The 21,811-nt window shown below is 43.7% G+C and carries 19 protein-coding genes; 18 read left to right on the top strand and 1 reads right to left on the bottom strand.

The features are described 5' to 3' along the window. Positions 1-10 precede the first annotated feature (10 nt). Positions 11-1,234, bottom strand: a complete 1,224-nt coding sequence (locus tag NH399_RS14695) for a hypothetical protein (protein WP_253041347.1) — start codon at positions 1,232-1,234, stop codon at positions 11-13. A 459-nt stretch (positions 1,235-1,693) separates the two neighbouring features. Here NH399_RS14695 and NH399_RS14690 point away from each other — a divergent pair, with 459 nt between their 5' ends. From NH399_RS14690 to NH399_RS14605, 18 genes are all read left to right on the top strand, one after another. Further along, on the top strand, positions 1,694-4,528 hold the full coding sequence (locus tag NH399_RS14690) for a hypothetical protein (protein ID WP_253041344.1): 2,835 nt from the start codon (positions 1,694-1,696) through the stop codon (positions 4,526-4,528). Positions 4,529-4,785: 257 nt separating this feature from the next. Continuing rightward, on the top strand, positions 4,786-5,532 hold the full coding sequence (locus tag NH399_RS14685; protein WP_253041342.1) for an SH3 domain-containing protein: 747 nt from the start codon (positions 4,786-4,788) through the stop codon (positions 5,530-5,532). Beyond that, positions 5,502-6,176, top strand: coding sequence for an outer membrane beta-barrel domain-containing protein (locus NH399_RS14680; RefSeq protein ID WP_253041340.1), 675 nt, complete (start codon positions 5,502-5,504; stop codon positions 6,174-6,176). Before NH399_RS14685 ends, NH399_RS14680 begins: the two co-directional genes overlap by 31 nt. An 82-nt stretch (positions 6,177-6,258) precedes the next feature. Beyond that, a complete protein-coding gene (locus NH399_RS14675) occupies positions 6,259-6,756 on the top strand; it encodes a TlpA disulfide reductase family protein (RefSeq protein WP_253041338.1) in 498 nt (165 codons plus the stop codon). Positions 6,757-6,763: 7 nt separating this feature from the next. After that, positions 6,764-6,985 (top strand): DUF4266 domain-containing protein, encoded by a 222-nt coding sequence (locus NH399_RS14670; RefSeq protein ID WP_253041336.1) that lies wholly within the window; start codon positions 6,764-6,766, stop codon positions 6,983-6,985. Positions 6,986-7,041: 56 nt separating this feature from the next. Beyond that, on the top strand, positions 7,042-8,217 hold the full coding sequence (locus NH399_RS14665) for a DUF3570 domain-containing protein (RefSeq protein ID WP_253041334.1): 1,176 nt from the start codon (positions 7,042-7,044) through the stop codon (positions 8,215-8,217). A gap of 345 nt (positions 8,218-8,562) precedes the next feature. Then, positions 8,563-8,847, top strand: a complete 285-nt coding sequence (locus NH399_RS14660; RefSeq protein ID WP_253041332.1) for an acylphosphatase — start codon at positions 8,563-8,565, stop codon at positions 8,845-8,847. A gap of 440 nt (positions 8,848-9,287) precedes the next feature. Further along, complete coding sequence (locus NH399_RS14655; protein ID WP_253041330.1) at positions 9,288-11,216, top strand: NAD(P)/FAD-dependent oxidoreductase; 1,929 nt, start codon at positions 9,288-9,290, stop codon at positions 11,214-11,216. A gap of 31 nt (positions 11,217-11,247) precedes the next feature. Next, entirely contained in the window at positions 11,248-13,140 is a 1,893-nt protein-coding gene (locus NH399_RS14650) for an acyl-CoA dehydrogenase C-terminal domain-containing protein (protein ID WP_253041328.1), read from the top strand. Positions 13,141-13,228: 88 nt separating this feature from the next. Beyond that, the gene (locus tag NH399_RS14645) at positions 13,229-14,701 is read left to right on the top strand and encodes a class I adenylate-forming enzyme family protein (protein ID WP_253041326.1); all 1,473 of its coding nucleotides are present in this window, start codon (positions 13,229-13,231) and stop codon (positions 14,699-14,701) included. A 16-nt stretch (positions 14,702-14,717) separates the two neighbouring features. Beyond that, positions 14,718-15,863 (top strand): PLP-dependent decarboxylase, encoded by a 1,146-nt coding sequence (locus NH399_RS14640; RefSeq protein ID WP_253041324.1) that lies wholly within the window; start codon positions 14,718-14,720, stop codon positions 15,861-15,863. Between the two features lie 6 nt (positions 15,864-15,869). Continuing rightward, complete coding sequence (locus tag NH399_RS14635; RefSeq protein WP_253041322.1) at positions 15,870-16,919, top strand: hypothetical protein; 1,050 nt, start codon at positions 15,870-15,872, stop codon at positions 16,917-16,919. Continuing rightward, positions 16,916-17,764, top strand: coding sequence for a hypothetical protein (locus NH399_RS14630; RefSeq protein WP_253041319.1), 849 nt, complete (start codon positions 16,916-16,918; stop codon positions 17,762-17,764). The genes NH399_RS14635 and NH399_RS14630 overlap by 4 nt, the downstream gene beginning before the upstream one ends. Continuing rightward, positions 17,761-18,276: a hypothetical protein gene (locus tag NH399_RS14625; protein ID WP_253041317.1), complete on the top strand. Its 516-nt coding sequence runs from the start codon at positions 17,761-17,763 to the stop codon at positions 18,274-18,276. The genes NH399_RS14630 and NH399_RS14625 overlap by 4 nt, the downstream gene beginning before the upstream one ends. Continuing rightward, the gene (locus tag NH399_RS14620) at positions 18,266-19,300 is read left to right on the top strand and encodes a hypothetical protein (protein ID WP_253041315.1); all 1,035 of its coding nucleotides are present in this window, start codon (positions 18,266-18,268) and stop codon (positions 19,298-19,300) included. Before NH399_RS14625 ends, NH399_RS14620 begins: the two co-directional genes overlap by 11 nt. After that, positions 19,297-20,208 (top strand): alpha/beta hydrolase, encoded by a 912-nt coding sequence (locus NH399_RS14615; RefSeq protein WP_253041313.1) that lies wholly within the window; start codon positions 19,297-19,299, stop codon positions 20,206-20,208. The genes NH399_RS14620 and NH399_RS14615 overlap by 4 nt, the downstream gene beginning before the upstream one ends. After that, positions 20,205-21,560 carry a hypothetical protein gene (locus NH399_RS14610; RefSeq protein WP_253041311.1) on the top strand — a complete coding sequence of 452 codons (1,356 nt, stop codon included), beginning with the start codon at positions 20,205-20,207 and terminating at the stop codon, positions 21,558-21,560. The genes NH399_RS14615 and NH399_RS14610 overlap by 4 nt, the downstream gene beginning before the upstream one ends. Further along, on the top strand, positions 21,553-21,804 hold the full coding sequence (locus NH399_RS14605) for an acyl carrier protein (protein WP_253041309.1): 252 nt from the start codon (positions 21,553-21,555) through the stop codon (positions 21,802-21,804). Before NH399_RS14610 ends, NH399_RS14605 begins: the two co-directional genes overlap by 8 nt. Positions 21,805-21,811: the final 7 nt, after the last annotated feature.

Here is a 21,811-nt window from a genome sequence, read left to right as displayed (position 1 = left end):
ATTTACCGCGTTAGTTGCCCATACAATAGGTGGCTGATTCAGCAAACACCTGCTTTAACTTGTAGCCGCCACTTTTAAAGTTTGTGACCATGCTACTGATTTGGCTTCGATCTGCTGAATCGGCAGCATCTCGTAGACAAACATTGCGGAACACTTTTTTAACCTGGCAGTGAGCAAATGCTTCTGAATGTGCCAGTTCTTGTCCCATGGTTTTTGCACCATTGCCGCTACCAGGCAGAGCATCTGACCAGCCAATCACAGCATTTTGGCCTGAACGCCAGTAGTTGGCCCAGCTGTCGTCTGGGGTGGCATAACCATAAGAGAAGTTAGTGTTATTAATGTGGTACTTACGCTGAACGCGCGTGCCAGTGGTTTGATCGACTTGGCCTTCACGGTTGTAAACCATGGTGCCATTCTCGCCATCAGGATCATTATCGGCGTCGTATTGCCACTCATAGTAAGCAAAGGCTTGAGCCATAGGGTCCATGCCGCTGTGACAGCCAATACAGTTGTTCAAGAAGATACGGCTGTCGCCACCAGGGCTGCGAGTCACATCCTGACGAATACGATCCGGTGATAAAGTGAAATCTTTGAAGGCTTCTAAGTCATCACAAATGTGATTCATTAAAGTGAAGCGGAACATCGCTCGGTTGGTACCGGCTGAGAAGAAAGCTCGCGCTGCCGCTCGAGTGGTCATCACGCCAGCGGTCGCATCCGCTGGTAGTCCTGTCACCGATGATTGAGTTTGGCGTTCCAATACGTCTTTAAGGCTGTAGTTGTTATCTTCTAAAGCTTCATAGTGAGCATTGCTGCTATTAGAGTAGGCTGGAACCTGAGTGGCGCTGTTGGCGGTATAGATGATATCGCCTGATAACACTTCACGAAAATCCAGATCATCGCGCACGATACCAATGACTGTCGCAGTATAGTCATTAAGGGGAGCGAATACGGTCTGAGGCTCGTTAGTCCAAGGAGTGATCAGATTTTTTAGTGTGACGTTATAGAAAGCATCATTCTCCATCGCCAGGTAAGCCGCCGCATTAGCGTCACCTGATTGAATGAGCGTTTCCATCGCAGCCAGGGTTGCAGTGTCTGGGTGGGTACCAGCCAAGCGATCGTGAATACGTTTCGCTTGTTCTTTTGGTCCTGCCCAGGCATTCATTGTGAGCGTTGCGATTAAAGTGGTATGACCTGCCAGTTTCGCAAAACGTTTCAATGAATGGCTTAATGACATGTTCGATCTCATTGTAGCCAGCCTCTTAGTTGTCAAAATTTATATTGTTTTAATATTTATTCTATAAAACTCATCTCAAAAAGACTTGAGTATTTTACGCAAGGTCGTTTTTTTACGATGTAAAGACCATAAAAAAAGTATGGTATTAATGCGGCAGACGGGCTTAAGGTGGCATCAACGTGTTTTGTTGCTATCCAAGAATGGGCCCATTTGCTACAGTGCGTCCAACAGAGTCCATTGATGACGCCAACTCAAGTGCTAATTGAGATGAGTTCTATTTCACTGTGAATGAACTATTCTAGAGATTAATGCTTTTGGTTTTCGTGATGGCGGCCACAGAATAATCATAAAACTTAGTCATAATGAGGTTAAAAGCGATATCGCAATCGACTTATACCTCCAAATAACGTATTTGAGCACCCAATGCCTAAAGAGACACTTAATCAAAGAGTTAGCTACTTGACCAGGGTAGCAGCCGTATGGGCGTCCAGCTGTCTATTGTTTGGATGCACCAGTGAAGACACTATTATAAGCAGTAATCAGGAACCCGATCCGGTTACACTAGACTTTGCCATTGCCTATATAAAGAGGCCTGTTCCTGTTGATGAAGACGGAAATCGAGTGGGCGAAAATCTGGCGGATCCCATTGCTTTTGATGATCCCATTTCGTTCCGTGCTGGCGCTACATTGATTTTGCGTGATCGTGCCGCACCCAGCGCACAAGATAGAGACATCACCACAGCAGCCTTTCAACAAAACCCTGATGACCCCATTCCTTTATATGATGTTCGCGACTTGGTCGTATCTCCTGATGGTGAGTTTTTAGCTTTTGCCATGCGGGCGCCCGAAATCGAAAACGCCGATCCAGAAGATCAACCTAAATGGAACATCTGGACTTACGAGTTAGAGACATCGACACTCAGACGAGTGATCACGTCGGATATTACCGCAGAAGCTGGGCACGACATTATGCCCGCATTTTTGCCCGATGGTCGCATTGTGTTTTCATCAACACGACAGCGTCAGGCCAAAGCGATTTTGCTGGATGAAGGCAAACCTCAGTTTGATGGCCAGGAAGAAACCTTGCAGGGGCCTAACTTTGTCCTCCATGTCATGAATCCCGATGGCAGTGATGTCCATCAAATCACCTTTAATCAGAGCTTAGATCTTTACCCAACGGTAATGAGCAATGGTCGTATCGCTTATTTGCACTGGGACCGAAATACCGTTGACCATGATTTTAATTTGTATTCTGTACGCCCTGATGGACGTGATGTGCAGCTGCTTTATGGCCGCTATAGTCATGACACAGGCGCAAATGGTGATACGGTTGAGTTCTTTAGTCCTATAGAAATGCCTGATCAGCGCTTGCAGGTCATTACCAAGGCTCGCCGCAATATGCGTATTGGTGGTGACATGGCGGTGATTGATGTGACTAATTTTGTCGAGAATACTGTCTCTTTTAACGGGGCTGGTACAGCGCCCGCGCAAACGTCTCTCGCTTCAGACACGGTATATACCGATGACCAGCCATCTCCTGGCGGTTTGTTCCACAGTGTTTTTCCGTTATGGGATGAATCCAATCGACTCTTGGTTAGCTGGTCGCCCTGTTTGTTGAATCGTATTGATCCTAATACACAAGAGACCACTACTTTACCTTGTACCGAGGAGAATCTGGCCGATACGGCTCTGGTCGAAGCGCCGCCTCAGTACAGTATCTGGATGTGGGATCAAACCTCTGGAACTCAATTGCCTGTAGTGATTGCCGAAGATGGCTTCTGGTTTACCAATCCGATAACCGTGCAGCCTCGTCCGCGTCAGGATGTATTAGTTGATGGCGTCGGCGGTATTGATCTTGACCAGACCTTGGTTGATGAGAACGTTGGCGTTCTGCATATCCGCAGCGTTTACGATATTGACGGTGTTGATTCAACGCCTGCGGGCATTGTTGCCATGGCCGATCCGGTAACAACGCCTGTTGCTGATCGACCTGCGCGTTTTTTGCGAATTGTTAAAGCGGTGGCGATACCTGATGACGAAGTTTATGACTTTGATGGCTCTGCTTTCGGTGCTGGCCGTGGTCAGTTGATGAAAGAAATTATTGGTTATGCGCCTGTAGAACCTGACGGTTCTGTCAAAGTGAAAATTCCTGCCAATATCGCCTTTACCATCAGTGTACTGGATCAACGCGGACGTCGTATTTCTCCTCGTCACCAGAACTGGTTGCAATTACAGGCCGGTGAAGAAATGGAATGTAGCGGCTGTCATACTGATGAAAATGTGCCACATGGCCGAATCGAAGCGCAACCAGCATCCATCAATGTAGGCGCAACGACAACGGGTGTTCCTTACCCTAATAGCGATCCTGCCTGGTTCCCTGATCAAGGTGAAACCATGGCCGAAACTTATACACGTATTAACGGTATACCTAATCCGAATCTGGACGTTATCTTTGATGATGTTTGGACGGATGCCAATATTATCCCGAAGGCACCGTCATTTAGTTATCTATATTCTGCGTTGACAACACCTGCTCCCATTCCTAATGCATGTGCCACGACCTGGAATCCCAGTTGTCGCATCCTGTTAAATTACGAAACCGCGATACAGCCCATCTGGGAAGTGGATCGTCGCGTCTTTGACGTAGATGGTATGACCGTGCTGGCTGATAACACCTGTACTACCTGCCATAATTCTCGCGATGCAATGAATGCGGTGCAAATTCCTGCGGGTCAGTTGGAGTTGTCTGGAACGGCTTCGCCGGAAGAGCCTTTGCACTTTATCGCTTATCGAGAATTGTTGTTTGGTGATAATGAGCAAGAAATTGCCAACGGTGCTCTGGTGGATCTCGTCGTTCCTATTCTTGCACCTAACGGTGATATGATTTATCAGACTTCAGATGTTAATGGCGAGTTGATTTACTTTACCGATGCTGATGGAAACTTCATTTTTGTTCCTGGCAATGACGGTACTCCAACGGTGTTAACGGATACCGATAATACGCCTATTCATCTAACTGACATGGCTGGTAATCTGATTTTGGATGGTAATGGCAATCCACAAACCATTCCTATTCCTGTTCCTATTCCGTCTATGTTGGGAATGACTAACGCAATACAGCCTCCATTGCGCTCTGCAGGTGCCATTGCGAGCGGTAACTTCTTTAATCTGTTTTTACCGGGTGGTTCTCATGAAGGTCGCTTAACCGACGCTGAATTGAGAATTATTGCAGAATGGGTTGATATTGGTGCTCAATACTTCAATAATCCTTTCGACGCACCTGAAGCGAATTAACTGTGTCCATAGCGGGCTAATTAAGGTAGTTTACGCTAACCTCTTTTACAGTTGTTGTGAAAGAGGTTTTTGCTTAGCGTAATAATCACCATGCTTCTGGTTTTTGTTAAGTTGATTGTGTAATGTAAGTACGCTCGATGTCAGCGATATCAGTTGTCGTATTGAGGAGAACGGAGGTAGCGAGAGGCTACCTTGGTGTTCTGAAAGTGATAGATGGCCATTTTGTTGCTGTAATCAAAACAAATGTTTGTGACCCTATGACAATAAAAATTTTAACGGTAAGTTTATTATTAAGTATCAGTTTGTTAAGCAGTCATTGTTATGCTGAAGACGAATATCAACAGGTAACTGTTGCCGATGCTTTTATTCGCATGGCGACAGGACCTGGCCGAGGTTATCCTGTGTTCCATGTTGTGGAACAGGGCGAGTCCATTGAAATATTAAAGCGTAAAAACGTTTGGTTTAAAGTTCGTACCGTCAAGGGGCAAGAAGGTTGGGTTCACCAAAGTGAACTGCAAAAAACATTGTCGCCTAATGGTAATCCTGTATCGCTGGCAGAGTTGGGACTGCAAGACTTTTTTGACCGCGAGTGGGAGTTTGGTGGACGTTTTGGAGATTTTGGCGGAGCGAATTTGCTGGGGGCTAACGCGACCTGGAACTTCACTCAAAACTTATCGGCTGAATTAGTATTAGGTCAGGCGTTAGGTGAGTTCTCCGAGATTCAGCAAATATCAGCAGCAATTAACAACGAACCTTTTCATGATTGGCGTTTTTCTCCTTATGTCGGTATTGGAGTGGGGAGCATTACGACTCGACCCAGTGCGACTTTGGTTCAGGCTGTTGATCGTACTGATGAAGCTTTGTTTGTTCAGAGTGGATTAAAGACCTATGTGAGTAATCGTTTCTTAGTCCGCCTGGAATATAGAAACTATGTCATTTTAACCAGTAGAGAAAACAACGAAGAAGTAGAAGAATGGACAATCGGATTCAGCGTATTTTTCTAACGCTTGTTAGCGTTATTGTGTTAACTGGAACGAGCCAAAGCGTTTTTGCGGCGGAGCCCGAGCCAGAAAAAGCCGATACAGAGTCGCCCAGCGATATCTTTCAACCTAAGGTTGAGCGTCGTGATGTGGATGAAGACTTGATCGACAGTGAAGATTTTGAAGTCGGCCTTTTTTATGGCCAACTCAACATCGAAGACTTTGGTGCAACCCCTGTTAAAGGACTGAAGATTGCTTACCATGTGAGTGAAGATTTCTTCATTAACTTAACGGCAGGGCAAGCAAAAGGTGGACTCACCAGTTTCGAAGTGTTGAATGGCAACATTCGTCTGCTAACAGACGAGCAGCGTGAATACACCTATTATGATTTAAGTGTGGGATGGAACGCATTGCCAGGCGAAGCTTTCGTTGGTGAATCTCATGCATTTAACACGCAGTTTTATTTGATTGCGGGTGTTGGTAATACCGAATTTGCTGGGGAAAGACAATTAACCATTACCGTTGGAGCCGGATACCGCTTCTTGTTTAATGACTGGTTGTCTTTTTATGTGGATACTCGAGACCACATGTTTAACTCTGATTTATTTGGCGATACTAAAACTACTCATAATTTAGAAGTATCGTTCGGTGTATCTGCTTATTTTTAACCGCGGATACAAATGTAGAATACTAGCACTTATTTAATCTAATGAGTGCTAAGAGACTTAAGTAGTATGAAAGGTGAAACTCATGAAATTGATTAAACTGATTGCTCCATTTCTGGCCTTAACCCTGTTGTTTTCGGCGACCGCTCATGCCGAAGAGTTCAATAAGCCAGCGCCAGATTTTACTCTTAAAAGCATGGACGGCAGTAACGTTAAACTAAGTGAGCTGCGTGGCGAAGTGATCATGCTTAACTTTTGGGCTTCTTGGTGTGGACCTTGCCGAGAAGAAATGCCAATCCTTGAAGAGTTCTACAAAAAGTATAAAAAACTTGGGTTTCGAATCTTAGGTATCAATGTAGAAAAAGATTCATCGAAAGCGGTTGGCTATTTGAAAGATGTACCTGTTACCTTCCCAATTTTGTTTGATCAAGAAAACAAAGTCAGCAAGATGTTTGATGTTGATGCGATGCCAAGTACTGTATTTATTGACCGTGCTGGGAACGTGCGCTTTTTACATCGTGGCTACAAGTCAGGCGATGAAAAGCATCACAAAAAATTAATGAAAGCATTGATGAGAGAATAATCAGTTCATGTTGAAACGAATAAGCTTGGTAGTCATTGCTCTGATGTTTATCTCAGGTTGTGCCATCGAACCTTGGGTTAAGCCTTATGAACGAAATAATCTTGCCGATCCTATTATGAGCTTTTCTCGCGATGCCATATCTGCCAACTATATGCATCACGTCTATCAAGCTCGTGAAGCTGCGCGTGGCGCAGAAGGCGGCGGCGGAGGTGGGTGCGGTTGTAACTAACCGCACTCAATACGTAAAGCCGCATGCGGCTGATATGAGACTCTTATAAATAAGATATGATGAATAAAAGTATTAAGCGCTATTTAAAAGCTCTTCTCGGCACCGCGTTAGTGAGTCTGTCTTGGTATGGCCATAGTGCTGTTTTGCCAGAAGACCGTGCCGATGCTATGTATCATTCCTTTGAAGGTGGTGGTGTAAAGATCGACGGACCTTCTGTTTTGGTGCGTAAATCTTTTTTGAATAAGTTTTCTGTTTCGGCAAATTACTATGTGGATAATGTCTCCAGTGCTTCTATTGACGTGTTAGCGACAGCGAGTCGTTACACCGAGCAAAGAAAAGAGCACAGCCTTGGGGTGGATTATCTTTATAATAAAACCATACTGAGCGCTGGCCATACAGCCAGTAAAGAAAACGATTACGATGCCAGCACCTATTACTTTAGTGTGTCGCAGGATTTCTTCGGCGACTTAACCAATGTATCTATTGGTTACGCTAAAGGCAGCGATGTTGTTGGTAAACGCGCAACGGCTGATGACACTGAGGTGTTTGCGCGTGATGCTGGTCGTCAGGCTTACCGATTAAATATTTCGCAGATTTTGACCAAAGATTTGATACTCGGGCTTGGTTTAGAGTCAGTAACCGACGAAGGCTTTTTGAATAACCCTTACCGAGCGGTTCGTTTCTCAGATGGTGCCGGAGGCTTTCTGTTTGAGAGCGAAGTGTATCCTGAAACTCGAACCAGTACCGCGGTTGCTTTACGAGCCATGTATTATCTTCCCTATCGAGCATCTTTGAAGTTAGAAGCTCGTACATTTAGCGATACCTGGAAGATTAAAGCGAATAACTACGAGCTGGCCTATACCCATCCCTGGGGCGATCATTGGATTTTTGAAGCCAAGTATCGAACCTATAGCCAGACGCAAGCTGAGTTTTACAGCGACTTGTTCTCGCGCTCAAACGAGCAGAACTTTAGAGCAAGAGACAAAGAGATGAGTGCTTTCTCAAATCAGTCTTTTGGATTTGGAGTTGTTTATGAGCGCGAATTAAAAGACTGGGAATATTTTGATCGAGCGGCAGTTAATTTCTACTACGATTATTTTCAGTTTGAATATGACAATTTTAGAAATGTGTTGGTCCATCAAAATCAGCCTGGTGTGTTTAACGCAGGCGAAGAACCTTTATATCACTTCAATGCTGGTGTAATACGATTCTTTTTCTCCATCTGGTATTAGATATTTAGAGGTAGTTTTGCAAAAAAGCCCTGATGAAATTTTTCATCGGGGCTTTTTTATTGATGGGACCTGGCTTTTTATTTCATATCCGATTTTTTCCTTAATTTTCTTTTTTATTTGATCCCTGAAAGTAAATAATTTTTGTGCGCTACAAAATGTGCAGAGAATAAGGAATGAAGCTGCCGACTATAGTATTGGAGTTTGTTATTTTTTAAGATGGAAGTTCAAGAATTGCGGAGCTATTTCTTTTCGTAGAGTGTTTATTTAAGGTGTTACTCCATCTAAACGTAAGCAAGCTGTGCTATAAAAAACAGCAAGAAGAATGTTTGTTTAAGGGGACGACTTATGAATAATAAACACTTACATGCTTATGTGTCTGGAAAAGTTCAGGGTGTCTGGTTTCGTGCATCAACGCAGGAGAAGGCGCGTCAGTTAGGTCTTACGGGTTGGGTACGGAATTTATCTGATGGCCGTGTTGAGTGGTTGGCGAGTGGTGCAGAGGAACAACAAAAGCAATTACTGGAATGGTCCCATCAAGGGCCGCGGAATGCCGTGGTTAAAGAGGTAATCGCAGAGTGGCGTGAAGATAATGATAGTTATAATGATTTTGAGATGTGGTCGACCGTCTAGCTTTATTCGCATTTTGTTAGGTAATTGACATTTCAAATTCATAATTCGCCGCTACCATGCTTTTGTTTTCTATAGGTAATCAGCATAGATGGCCTTTTAGATTGCTAAACCGGATTCGTCCAGAATGTAACAATATGTAAAATTCACACTTGACTAAGATGTGTCCATTGTCGTTTACTTGGTAACGCAGCTCTTGACTGGTCTGACGAGATATCTCGCCGCTGTTGACCATCAAAATACAAATAATAAAGAACAACAAGAATTACAAAAAATAAGTGTTGCCGTATGAAGCAAGGCTTAGTAGCTGTCGCGTTTGCTAATAACACTAGAATTCAAAAATTGCTCGGGTTAGGGGAAAAGCAATTTTTACACCGTAGCTGATGTGACGCTATTGCTTTGTGCGCGCAACATGGTTCAACAAGGTCATGTGGGGTGGAGCAATGAGCAATGCTATGAGTGTTGCGTCGTATGACGTAATAGTTGTTGGCGGCGGCTGGGCCGGGCTAACATTAGCAAGGCAATTAAAGCGCAATAAAGCTGACATTTCTATATTAGTTCTCGAGGCACAAACAGAGTTTACTGCCAAGGTTGGAGAAGCAACCGTAGAACTTACCGGACATTATTTTCTTAAACGACTAGGTCTGGTTAATTATCTCTATCGTAATCATTTTCCTAAAAATGGATTGCGTTTCTTTTATGACTCTCCAGAGCTTGATTTACCGCTTCATAAAATGAGTGAGCATGGTACCACGGCGATTCCGCCCCATCCTGCCTTTCAAATCGATCGTATTAAATTTGAGCGTGATCTGGTCGAGATGAATCGTCAAGATGGTATTGATGTGTTGCTCGGTGCCAAGATGACCGATTTTGAAATCAACAACGGCCAACATCGAGTTGATTTTGAATATCAAGGTGAAACCCATCGAAAACAGGCGCGCTGGTTAATTGATGCCAGTGGCCGTCGCCGTGTGATCAGCCGTAAGCAAAAATGGCATCGCAAAGATGATGTCCCACAAAATAGTGCTGCCTGGGGACGTTTTAGTAACATCAAAGATATCGATAGCATGGGATCGGAAGAATGGCGCTCGAAAGCCTACGGACGATTCTTGTCTACCAACCACTTTGGTGGTGATGGTTATTGGGTATGGTTTATTCCTCTCAGTGGCGGACATACCAGTGTTGGTGTTGTTTGCGATAAATCTAAAGTGAAAGACTATCCTCGCAAACAAGAAGAATTCTTAGCTTTTATCAAACGCCATAGAGCCATTGCCGATCTTTTGGAAGGCGCTGAACTTGAAGATTTTGAAGCGTGGGGCCAGTTGGCTTATCGTTCTGATCAGTTTGTCAGCGAAGAGCGCTGGGGAGCGACAGGATTTGCGGCTTTCTTTCTCGATCCACTCTTCAGTGGTGGTGGGGATGTGATTGCTTTACTTAATGACTCGTTAGCGCAGTTAATTCTGGATGATCTTGGTAGTCCTGATCTCGCCAGTGGCCAAGCCATCATTGACGAAAAAGTGCCTGTTGCTAATCGTATTGGCGCTGAGTTTTTCCAGTTGCTTTATGCCCACGTACGAAACACCTATCCTGTGTTGGATTGCGGTGAGTTATGTTCTCCTATTATTGCATACAACACCGCGGCCTACTTTTTGGAAGCGGCCTGGGATTACATGGCTGGCTTCTACAATGACCATGAATATTGGAAAAAGAAAGACTATTTGCGCCGAGGCTATTTAGCGTTAGAAAAGATTTTGCAGAAACAGATTATGTTGACTGTCGATGTCTTGAAAGAAGAAGAACGCTACTACCGAGAAAACAGCACTGGCTTTTTCGATTCTGGTGCCGATCTTTATAAGTTTTTTGTTTTCCAGATGGGAGAACGTGGTCGAGATGGTTGGCGTATCGACTTGCGGGTCAAACTATGGTCCGAAATCTTCTTACGAGTGACCGGTATTAAACTTGACCTCAAAAACTTTGCTACACGGCGTATCGTACACATGGCTTTGCCTTTCCCCGAACTCATAAACTGTCAAGAAATGGGTAAAGCCGAATTACCTGACATTCTCGCAAAATGTTCAAAACAACTTACCGAAGAATTACAGCAGCAAACAGAACACACTGTATTAGTCGAAGTGACCGAAACATCCTTCGAGACCAATCAGGTGGGTGTGACCATCGTTGATCCCGAGTGTGATGAAAAAGAACAAAAGAAAATTCGAACTCTGGCTAATTCTTTGTGGAAAGCAGAGCAAGAGTACATTGCTATGCCCTTTATGGTTCCTGTGTTCCTTAAGTTTGCTCGAGACATACAAGAAGATTTCATGAGTCAGCCTATCGATTTATCGTTGGTTGAAGCTGATGAAGCCGTTTAGTCATTGTTGTAAAAAGATCAGGTGGTAAGTTGTGTTAGATAGAAATGTTTATCGTGTCGATTTACGAGAGTTTGCTTTCTTACTTTGGGAGCAGTTTAAAGTCGACGAACGATTACTGAACAACGAATTTTATGCTGATTATACTCGCGAAACCATCGAAGGGTTTCTGTTCCATGCCCGTGATTTTGCTTATCAGCATTTGGGAACTTGCTATCAAAGTGCTGACCGAGATGGCTGCCAGTTGGGCGAAGATGGTCAAGTCAGTTTGCCTTCAGCCTTTGAAACTGCCTGGGATGAGTTTCGTGCTGCGGATTGGTGCCGCTTAGGTGCACCAGCAGAATATGATGGGATGGGAGCGCCTTATGTAGTTAGCCAGATGGTTAATGAAATCTTGATGGGAGCGAACCCCGCTTTCATGATTTATTCGGGCTTCTGCAATCCTGCGCTCTATTTGATCGACAAATTTGGTAGTGATGAACTTAAAGATAATTACTGTCAGAAACTCGCCTCTGCGGAGTGGTCTGCATGCTTATGTATGACCGAAGCGGAAGCGGGGAGTGATGTTGGCGCATTAAGAACCAAAGCGATTAAACAAGATAACGGTTCTTATCGAATCGAAGGTGAGAAGATATTCATCTCTGCGGGTATGCACGATCTGGCCGACAACATTGCCTACATTGTTCTGGCTCGGCCTGAAGGTGCACCGAGTGGAACCGCTGGACTATCTTGTTTTGTCGTACCCAGATTCCGCTTGAACGAAAAAGGTGAGCCAGCAGAAAGCAATGGCGTTCATTGTGTTCGCCTTGAGGAAAAAATGGGCTTACATGGTTGTGCGACAGCTCACCTGGAGTTTGGTTTACAAGAGCCATGTTATGGCTACCTGCTAGGTGATCGCGAAAACATCGGCCTGTTCCAATTGCTCAATATGATGAATCTTGCTCGTATTGCTACTGGTATTTATGCTCTGGGAATGGCTTCTAGTGCATACCTGAATGCGGCAGAGTATGCGAGTGGTCGTGTTCAGGGGGCTGATTTTCGCCAAGCTTTTAACCCCCGCGCAGCCAAAGTACCCATCATTCAGCATGTGGATGTTAAGCGCATGCTGTTAGAAATGAAAAGTAAAGTGGAAGGCTGTCGAGCATTGATTGTGAAGCTCTCCTTTCATCAAAGTATGGCGATGAACATTGAGTTCGAAAATGCTCACGATAAAGATAAAAAAGCACCGTGGCGAGAAGAGCATTTTAAACATCAAGGTATTGTTAATTTATTGACACCTATCGTGAAAGCCTACACCTCCGATCAAGCTTGGCGAATTGCTGAACTGGCCATGCAGGTCTATGGCGGGCACGGCTATATTGCCGATCATCCTCTCGAACAGTACGCCCGAGATATTAAAATTCTTTCTATCTGGGAAGGCACTAACTTCATGCAATCTGCCGACCTTATGCGCGACAAGCTCGCCATGGGACGAGACTCTAAATTGCTTAAGTTGTTTCATAACGAAGTGTCTGCGTTTCTTGATGAGCATAGAGGCAACAATGTATTGCACTCGGAACTGCTCACATTAGAGCGAGCAGTCGGCACCCTGGTAGAAGCCCATGCATTGATGGGGCAATGGGTTAAAGAACGAAAGTTAGAAATGATTTTTGGCGTTTCTACCCGGTTTCTTGAAATGATGGCAGAGGTGACTATTTCCTGGTTGTTACTAGATGGTGCTTTGATTGCACAGAGCGCTATCACCGCAAGCGACGTGAATGATGATGAGAAGGCTTTTTATGAAGGCCGAATATTATCCGCTCAGTTTTACATTCACAATATATTGCCCAACGTCTTCTCAAAATACGAAATCATAAAAAGAGAAGATGTTTCGGCTCTTGAGTCTAATAGCGATACCTTTATGACTCGGTCGCAGCAATACGCGTAAGGTTTATTAACCAAAGCTCAACCGTTTGGTTTTATTCTTGGGTGGAGTATGACGTTAGTCATCATGCTTTACTGATTAAGGGGGGAATATGGCAGTATTTTCTTTAGCAGAACTTTATCAAAGAGTTGTTGATAAAAGTTTTACTGGTTGTATTTTAACATCAGAAACTGAAGAACAGCTGGTAACTGAAGACCTGTTATCTGCGACAGATAAAATCAGGTCCTCTATTTGTTCTTTCCATTTTGGCGATCGTGTTTTAATACGCGCTGATAATAATATTGAAAGTGTGGCTACCTTATTGGCCGCATGGCACTACGGCCTGGTCGTTGTTCCTGTAAAGCACGATATAGACAACAGTGCTACCGATAGCATTGCGGCTGATTGCAATGCAAAGGCAATATGGTCGCAAGGTGAGTGGTTACCTTGCGAGCACCATCAGCAAGAAGAGCATCAGTTCAAGTTTAACTCTCAGCCGAGAGTGTGTGGCTCAGATTTAGCCATGGTTATTTACACCTCTGGGAGTACAGGCAAGCCTAAAGGCATTATGCTGACTCACAATAATGTTGTGACGGCACTCAAATCCATCAGTCTCTATCTTGATATTCATTCTCAAGAAAAAATTCTGGCGTTGTCTCCTTTGTCATTTGATTACGGTTTATATCAACTGTTATTCGCGATCAAAAATGACTGCTCTTTGACTCTGTATCAGGGTTCATTTAATCCCATGAAGGTATTGGCCACCATAGCAAAGCATAAAATTACTTTGCTGCCTCTGGTACCTGCAATGGCAACGGCATTAGAAAAAGTCGCTCGAGTAATGAAAGCTGATATCAGTTCGGTAGCCAAGCTCACTAATACAGGTGGACACTTGGGTGAGTCAGTGATCCGTGGGTGGAAGTCATTGTCGGCAGATATTCGAGTCTACGCCATGTACGGGCTAACAGAATGTAAACGAGCCTTATACCTCGACCCCGATTTATGGGAAGAGAAAATTGGCTCAGTCGGAAAACCCATTCCAGGATTAGATGCCAAAATTTTTATTGAAAGAGACGGTTTATTCCATGAGGCCGAAGCCGGAGAAATCGGAGAGCTTTATGTAAGAGGCAGCGCTGTTATGCAGTCCTACTATGACCAAAATGCCTCCGGTGGAGCAAAAATTATTGCTGGTCGTTACCGAGACGATAACTGGTTGTCGACGGGAGATCTATTTAGCCAGGATGACGATGGTTTTTTCTATTTCAAAGGTCGAACCAAAGAGTTGATCAAACAGGCTGGATTTTGTTTGTACCCAACGGAGTTAGAAGCGCAGTTCGAAAAACATAAAGATATCAATTTGTGTGCTGTGCTAGGTAAAGAAGATCGTTATGGTGATGAAATTGCACTTTTGGTCATACAGTTGACCGAAGACAGTGACGAAACAAGAAAAAACGTAACCGAGTGGTTAAAGTCGACGACTGATAGCGACTACCTACCACGAGAAATTCGCTTTGTAGATGAAATGGCTCTGACCATCAACAGCAAAGTGGATAAAAAGCGTTTAAAAGAAATTATGTCGAATTAAGTTTGGGGTTTTAGAGATGAGTCCTTCGTTAGATAAAATTAAACAAATGTGGCAAGCCAATAAGGCCCAGTTTCAAACACCTTGTTATATTTATTCCATTTCTGATGTGGAGCGAAATATGCAAGCGCTCAAGGAAGCCTTGGGTACTCCGGTCATTTATTCATTAAAGGCGAACAGTAATCTCGATGTGTTAGTCCGTTGCGGGCATCTGTTTGATGATGGCATCGAAGTGGCATCTGTTGGCGAGCTTAATAAGATTGCCAGTGGTGGCAGTGTTAAGTATGTCAACAATCCATCAATGGACAAAAACACCATCCGCATTGCTATTTCTTCTAAAGCGACTCTTATCATCGACAATATTGAGCAGCTAGAAATGGTCGGCGAGTTTATTGGCAAGCGGCCCGTTAATCCTATTTTATTGCGGCTAAATAGCCTGGTTTTGAAGCAGTTTAACCCGGAACATGAAAACTTCCGTACCGATCATTTTGGTATGGACTGGGATACGGCTCAGCAGTGTTTGCAGCGAGCCAAAGAACTGAATATTGATGTCGCAGGATTTCATGTATTCAAAGGATCTTACTCTTTTGTTAAAACAGCTAATGCCAGTGTCAAAGCTGCATTACAAATAGTGAATGAGTTTGAATCCATATTAGAGAAACCGATTTCTTTTGTGAATCTGGGCGGTGGTTTTGATAAAGAACTCGATGAAAGTTTTGATTTTAAAGCATACCGAGAGCTATTGACTGAATTTCCGTCTCATATTCAGGTCGCTCATGAAGCGGGCCGAGGCATCATGTCGAGCGCTGGCTACTTTATGGCTAAGGTTCGTTACAAGAAGACTATTTTTGATAAAGACTATTTGATTGCCGATGGCGGGATGAATCAGAGCTTCTTGTTAGCGCAAACAGAAAATACATTTCGTCGCTATCAGGCTCCCGAAGTATTCTCTTTACAGCCTGACAGCGAAAGTCTGGAAACCCCCTGCCACGTGGTTGGAACCTCTTGCAACAAAGACGACATCATCGGTTTGCTGCCAGAGGGAAGTCCTAAAGCCAATGTAGGTGATGTGCTCGTATTTAAGGATTGCGGTGCTTATAACGCGAGTTATACGGTTTCACCTTTCCTCGATCTTCCACAAGCCAATGTGTATCTGGTGGAGTAATAATCTATGAGTATGACATCGACTTCAGAATTATTTGGCGGTTTTATCACTGATCATCTTAATGGCATTGTCAGGGTACCAGAAGCATTTGCTAGCATGTTGAATCAATCTGCGTTGCGCTTGATGGATTCACAAATGATCATCGAAGACAACTTTGCTGAGCGTCGCGAGTTACGAGAGCCAAGTGTTAAGCAACCGCTGGAAGAGTTTGAACAGCAATTTGTTATCGATCAGCTTATTGACAAGGTGAAAGAAGAAGGACTCGCACCACATTTTCATGAACTTATTGGCTTGTTCGGTTCGATCATGTTAAGTCTGTCCGGTACACAAGAACAGATTGATAACGTTCAAAAGTGGGTTGACCAGGGGCTCTTTGGTCACTTTTTGATGACTGACGCTGGCGGGCCTACACTGGCTCATTGGCAAACTTCGATGGAGCCAAACGAACAGGGCTTCACTCTTAACGTTAATAAAATGTGGGGTATTGAAGCTCAGGACCCTGGATTTTTGATGATCGTGACCCGACAACAGGGCAAACCTTTCCCCATGACATTGCTCATCGATCCTGAACGTTCCGCTCAATTGACGCCGTCCGCTATTGGAAAACCTTTCCTCGATGGCAAGCTTCAATTAGGGAACATCAAAGGGACCATTAATGCCTATCAATCCGACATGTTAGCGAAAGGAGGCCTTGGGGCTGTTAATCGTTTTCTTACCTTATGCCGTCCTCGACTGGTTAAGTCATTGATGCACTTTCTGGTGTATTTAGAGCAACAAGGTACAGTTCAGTTTGAACATCAATATCGAGAAGCGCGTGATTACCTTATTGAAACTTGTTCTGCTCTTATTGCTCATCGAGAATTTTCTATGCACTCTGTCGATAGAGTGTTAGCCATTAAGTTTGCATCAAACGAACTCTTAGCAAGTTTAGTGGCGAATGGTTATGTGAGTGATATCGACGTTCAGAGAGACTTGTTGGCCTTCACCAAGATGGAAGGCAGTTCCTATCGTTGCTTCTTTGAGATCTATAGTAAGCAAAAAGGTAGTCGCCGATGAGTTTATTGATTAAATCATTAGCCTTCCATTCTTTGCCCGATCCATTGTTTGAGCAAACTCCTGATGTACAAACGGGGTTTGAGCAACTTGTTCCGGTTATCGAACAGCAAACTCGTGACGTCGTTGCTTGCCTGGCTGATGATGAGAAAAAGAGCATTGAGCGTCACTTTTTATGTTCAACCATGATTGAGCTTCCTTTCACGTCTGGGGCTTTACAGTGGAATGATATTCGTAAGAACATTCGCAAGGATGACATACCCATGCCTTGCACTTATGTGAATGCCTATGAGTGTGCATCATGGGGCTATTCATTACGCTACTTTTTAACCCGTCCGTCATCTCGTTATTTATTGGTTTCTATTCTTGATGCCAACCTGATGGACTTTGAGTTCTGGCGACACAACGAAAATTGGGGACATTCCGGATTTGGTCTTTGTACTCTTCTATTGGAAGCTGATGATAGCGCCATGGAATCCTTAACAACAGGCTGTGCCACTACTTATAACTCAACTGCGGAGTTTGCCACCATTATTCGCCGTCACATGATGTCCGTAGAAGATGTGACCTTAGCGTTGCCGTTTTTCCCTGATCATATCCGACAGATTTTTACTCGTATGCTAAATGGCAGTCCACAGTTGCCTGATTTGCACGAACAGTATGGCCATTGTTTTGGTAGTGACCCCTGGTTGACTATCCTGCAACATGGCCTCGATAACACTATTCAGGAGCAGCAGGATTTTCTGGCCTGCTCTATCGCTTTAAATGGGTATTTTTCGATGGCGCAGGTCAGTATTAATTCTGACACACAGCTTTTGTTCCAGAAAAGTGAGAGGCTTCCGTCATGACACTTAAGTTGACTGAATATCAAGGTGTGCTCTCTCGTACTCCTTTTCCAAACAGACCTTCACAAGCTTTGGCGCAAACGATGCCGTTAATGAACGAAAGTGATTTTCGGATGATGGCATCTCTACCCACAAGTGATGCCCGTGTATTTCTGAGCTTTGCAGATTACTTTGAGGTTTTGGCTCGCTTAGTTGAGCTGACTCTTGAACATAACTCTGACATTGAAATGATCTTGGTAAAAATATCCATGCCCAGTGGCTCTCGGTTACCGAAGAGTCTACTCAACGAAAAAGTATTGATGTTACAAGATATCCACTCGGAACAAGAGCGTTTGCAAAACGAGAATATTCCTTTTGTTGTCATTGAGGATTATCTATGTCGTTTCCGCTTGCAGCAGGGCGATAATCGATTTTTCTATCGTTGTTATCATCAAGATAGTGAAGCAAATTTGGATGAGGTAACAACATACCTTGCAGACACTGGCTTTGAAGGAGAAGTTAATCGTGTTCATTAATCACTTCTGGGCAGCTGAAACAACCTCGTCAGAATTAGGTATTCAAGCTCTTGAGCAGGAGTTACTTAAAAGTGAATCTCTACCTAGTTGTGTTTATATCGTTTCGGCTGGAGAAGTGAATGTATTGTTAGATCCGGTTGTTAGAAGCTTTGTGGCCAAACTGGAACGAAAGGGATTTAATGTACGCTTTGTTGGTGCAGCATGCACCAGCGTTCATGCCGCAATGTTGGCGTTTCTAGATTCTAATGAAAAACGTTCACTGATTTGTGTTTTAGAACTGAATCAAGCATTACAGCAAGCATGTCTTAACGCGATTGGGATTGGTAATGAAGTTGAGCAAGATGGTTTAGAAGTAAAAACCGGCGTCGGTCTGCTCGATGTTTCTCTTAAAGCAGGCGACAATGCGATTGAAGTTTTTGATTTGAATCTCTGGGCACAAGAGTCGGGCGTTCGTAGCGCGCAAGTTATGTTAATGAAAATGCGTAAATATTTTCAGCTGCTACCCATCGATTCAAGAATTGTGTCTTTTGATATTTGTTCTCAGTGGTGCAAATCTCTTCTGGAGGGCTTAAACACTAAAAGCTGGTTACCGAGTTATGAACAAGATCACAACCATGTGTTGAGCTTAAAGCCTATTTTTGAACTGCAACAGTATTATGACTATCTGGACAGTGGGCCTCTCGTTCTGGTCACCCTGGGAGGTGGTGGACGTATTGGGTGCTTGATTGTCAAAAAGCATAAGCGAAAAGGGCGTGTTGTTACTCGTTTTAAGCGCAATATTACACACTTTAATTTTGAGTTGGAAGAAAACTACCAGCAATTTAAAAGTGTCATGATGTCGGAGTCGACGCCAGCACTTATTTACCAAAAAACCAAAGCCGCGATGAAGTATCCGAGTGTTATATATCGTGGAATCGAAAATCATTATTTTGAATGGTTGCTCACTGAGACTTCATGGCGAGAGTTGGATGTAAAGCAGCAAGCCGTACAGAATAATCTCCGTCAATTGGAGGCTGTATCATGATAGTCGAGAAGTATGATTCTCAAGGAACTCAGTTAGCCTATCGGTGGTTACCTGCGACAGATGCGGTAATGACACTGGTTTGTTTTCATGGCAGTAGCCTGGATAGTCGACGTTATCTGACTTTAGCCAGAGTTCTAAATTTGCAGGGTATTAATGTATGCTTGCCCGACTGGCGTGGCCATGGCGAGTCCAGTGGAACTCCGGGCGATATAGACCACCCTGAGCAGCTCGAAGAAGATGTCGATGTTCTTGTTAATCACTTGTCTGAAAAAGTCAGCCATCCTATTGCGCTTGGAGGACATTCTGCAGGTTCGCTCATTTGCTTACGTTATCTTAAACGTTTTGGCAGCCAAAAAATTGCTGGATTCTTTGCCATTGCACCTCCACTAACGGAGTCTCATGAGACTAATCGTTACGACTGGGCTAAAAACGACTTTTTGTATCGTATTCGCTACGCGCGCAAACGACCTTATCATCGTGTGATGCCCGATAACGCAAAGAAATATTTGCCCAAGCTGAACTTATCTAAGTATTTTCTAGCGCGTATGTTTCCTTTTATGCGTCACTCTAAAGTGTTGGAGTTTCCTGCTATTACTGCGCTGCCTGGTAGTGATGCGATGTCATATAGCTACATGATGCTTTCTGGGTACAGCGTTAAGAACTATCCTGAGTTGTTTTCTGCTATCGATATTCCTTGCAGCATTTTAGTAGGAGAGAATGACGAAGTTATTGATCACAAGGTACTTGAAACCTTATTCAAATGGTATCTCTCTCCTTCGTTAAAAAAGTCCCTGGTGGTATTGCCCAAAAGCAATCATATGAGCGTTATTTCTGCCAGTGCTACTGAGTTAACTCGTTGGTGCTCAGAGATCAATACCTTATCGACTAAGCAGGAGATGGTTGCATGACAGCTCAAGCATCGATTCCTCAGAACAATAAGCAACAATGCCTATGGCATGAAGCACTAAGCTTGCACTTCTCTACACTAGCCAATGTTGATGAGGACCTGATTTACTGGGGTGACATCACTAATAAAGAGTATTTGCGAAACAAACTGAATTTATCACAGAGTGCCGGGACTGCCATGATATTAGCTGCTGCTTATCAGCAGTGGCAGTCAGCGTGTGTTGAACACATCTTAGGTGATATCTCTTTTGTTATTTATCATGATACTGATGCGACTCTGTTAGTGTTCAGAGGTCGTCAATCGAGCTATCCCATTTATCTAACAAAAAAGAATCAGCAACTCCATCTATCCGATCATATAGCGACATTGTCTGCAAGCCAAGCCGCGAGTGTTGACCCTGAAGCTTTGTTTGAAATGACAACATGGGGCGCAATCACTGGAGGAAAAACCTTATTTAAAGGTATTGAGCAACTGAACATTGGTGATGCTCAAACTTTTAAATTATCAAATTCTTTGGCATCTGATTATAAAGAGTCATTGTCGGTCATACCTTCACATTCATGGCTAGAGCAGCTTGATGAAAATCTTGAAACAGGTGATCTTGAAACTTTAAAAGCTGATCGTTTCGACCATCAGCGCTTGTTTAATCTGTTGCCTGAAATGAGCACGAAAATGGCAATGCCAGTATTTGATGTTGAACAGGTGATGGCCTATTCGGCTGCTATTGAAGAAAACGTCGATGTGGTTTCTAATCTGGGTTGTCAATCCTGGCTAAATACCAGAGTTAATGGCGGTATGGAGTTTTGCTACGATAAGGTGTCCTCAATGCTTCTAAGACACTTTAAAAAACGAGTGCAAGCGGACACTTATCTATCCAAAAAGCGAGAAGAACTGCTCGAACTTTATCGTAAGGAAGAGTCTCCGATACGTTTTGATCAATGGTTTTCGCTTAAATTTCGAGTCCCTGAGTATCAGGCAAACCTACGTGCAGCTTTAGCTTCTTCTGGAAGAGATATTGAATTCGCTGCAAATTCCGTTTCTTGGCAATTGAAAGCATTGTCTGACGATAAGCCTAGCTTGCCTGAGATTTTTCGATGGCGCCTGGATGATGCGCCTATGCAAAATATTTATGAAGCAATGCAACGGCTTTTTTGGCATGCCAGCAAGCCGGGGCTTTCTAGCTTCATTCACCTAGCACCTCCAATGGCTTCCAAAGTTGTGAGAGGAGTAGACGAAAGTCATGTGTTTGTTGATCGCTTTTGTTTAACCATGCTGACTCTGGATTGTTTGTTCCGGTTTAATCAATGGTCGATTGATGAAGTTGTAACTAAAGAGGAAATATCAAATGTCTGAAATAATCGAATCAAATCTTGATGAGTTAAAAGTTCAAGTGGCACAAATGCTCAACAAAGATGAAGTGGATGGAGATACCGCATTGGCAGAGCTGGGTGTTGATTCACTGAATATTGTCGAAGTGATTCTTATCTGTGAGCAGCTTTACCCTGGCGTAATGAATCCTGAGAATCTGGTGTTTGATGAGCATACAACTTTGAAAGAAATGGATGCTCAGCTAATTGAAAATTCTGTAGAGGTATAGGGAGTCT

Origin of the sequence: Pleionea sp. CnH1-48, assembly GCF_024124665.1 — a bacterium.
Lineage (GTDB): Bacteria > Pseudomonadota > Gammaproteobacteria > Enterobacterales > Kangiellaceae > JAMXSB01.
Note: the sequence above shows the minus strand (reverse complement) of the source record. Positions and strands in the feature narration are given on the sequence as shown.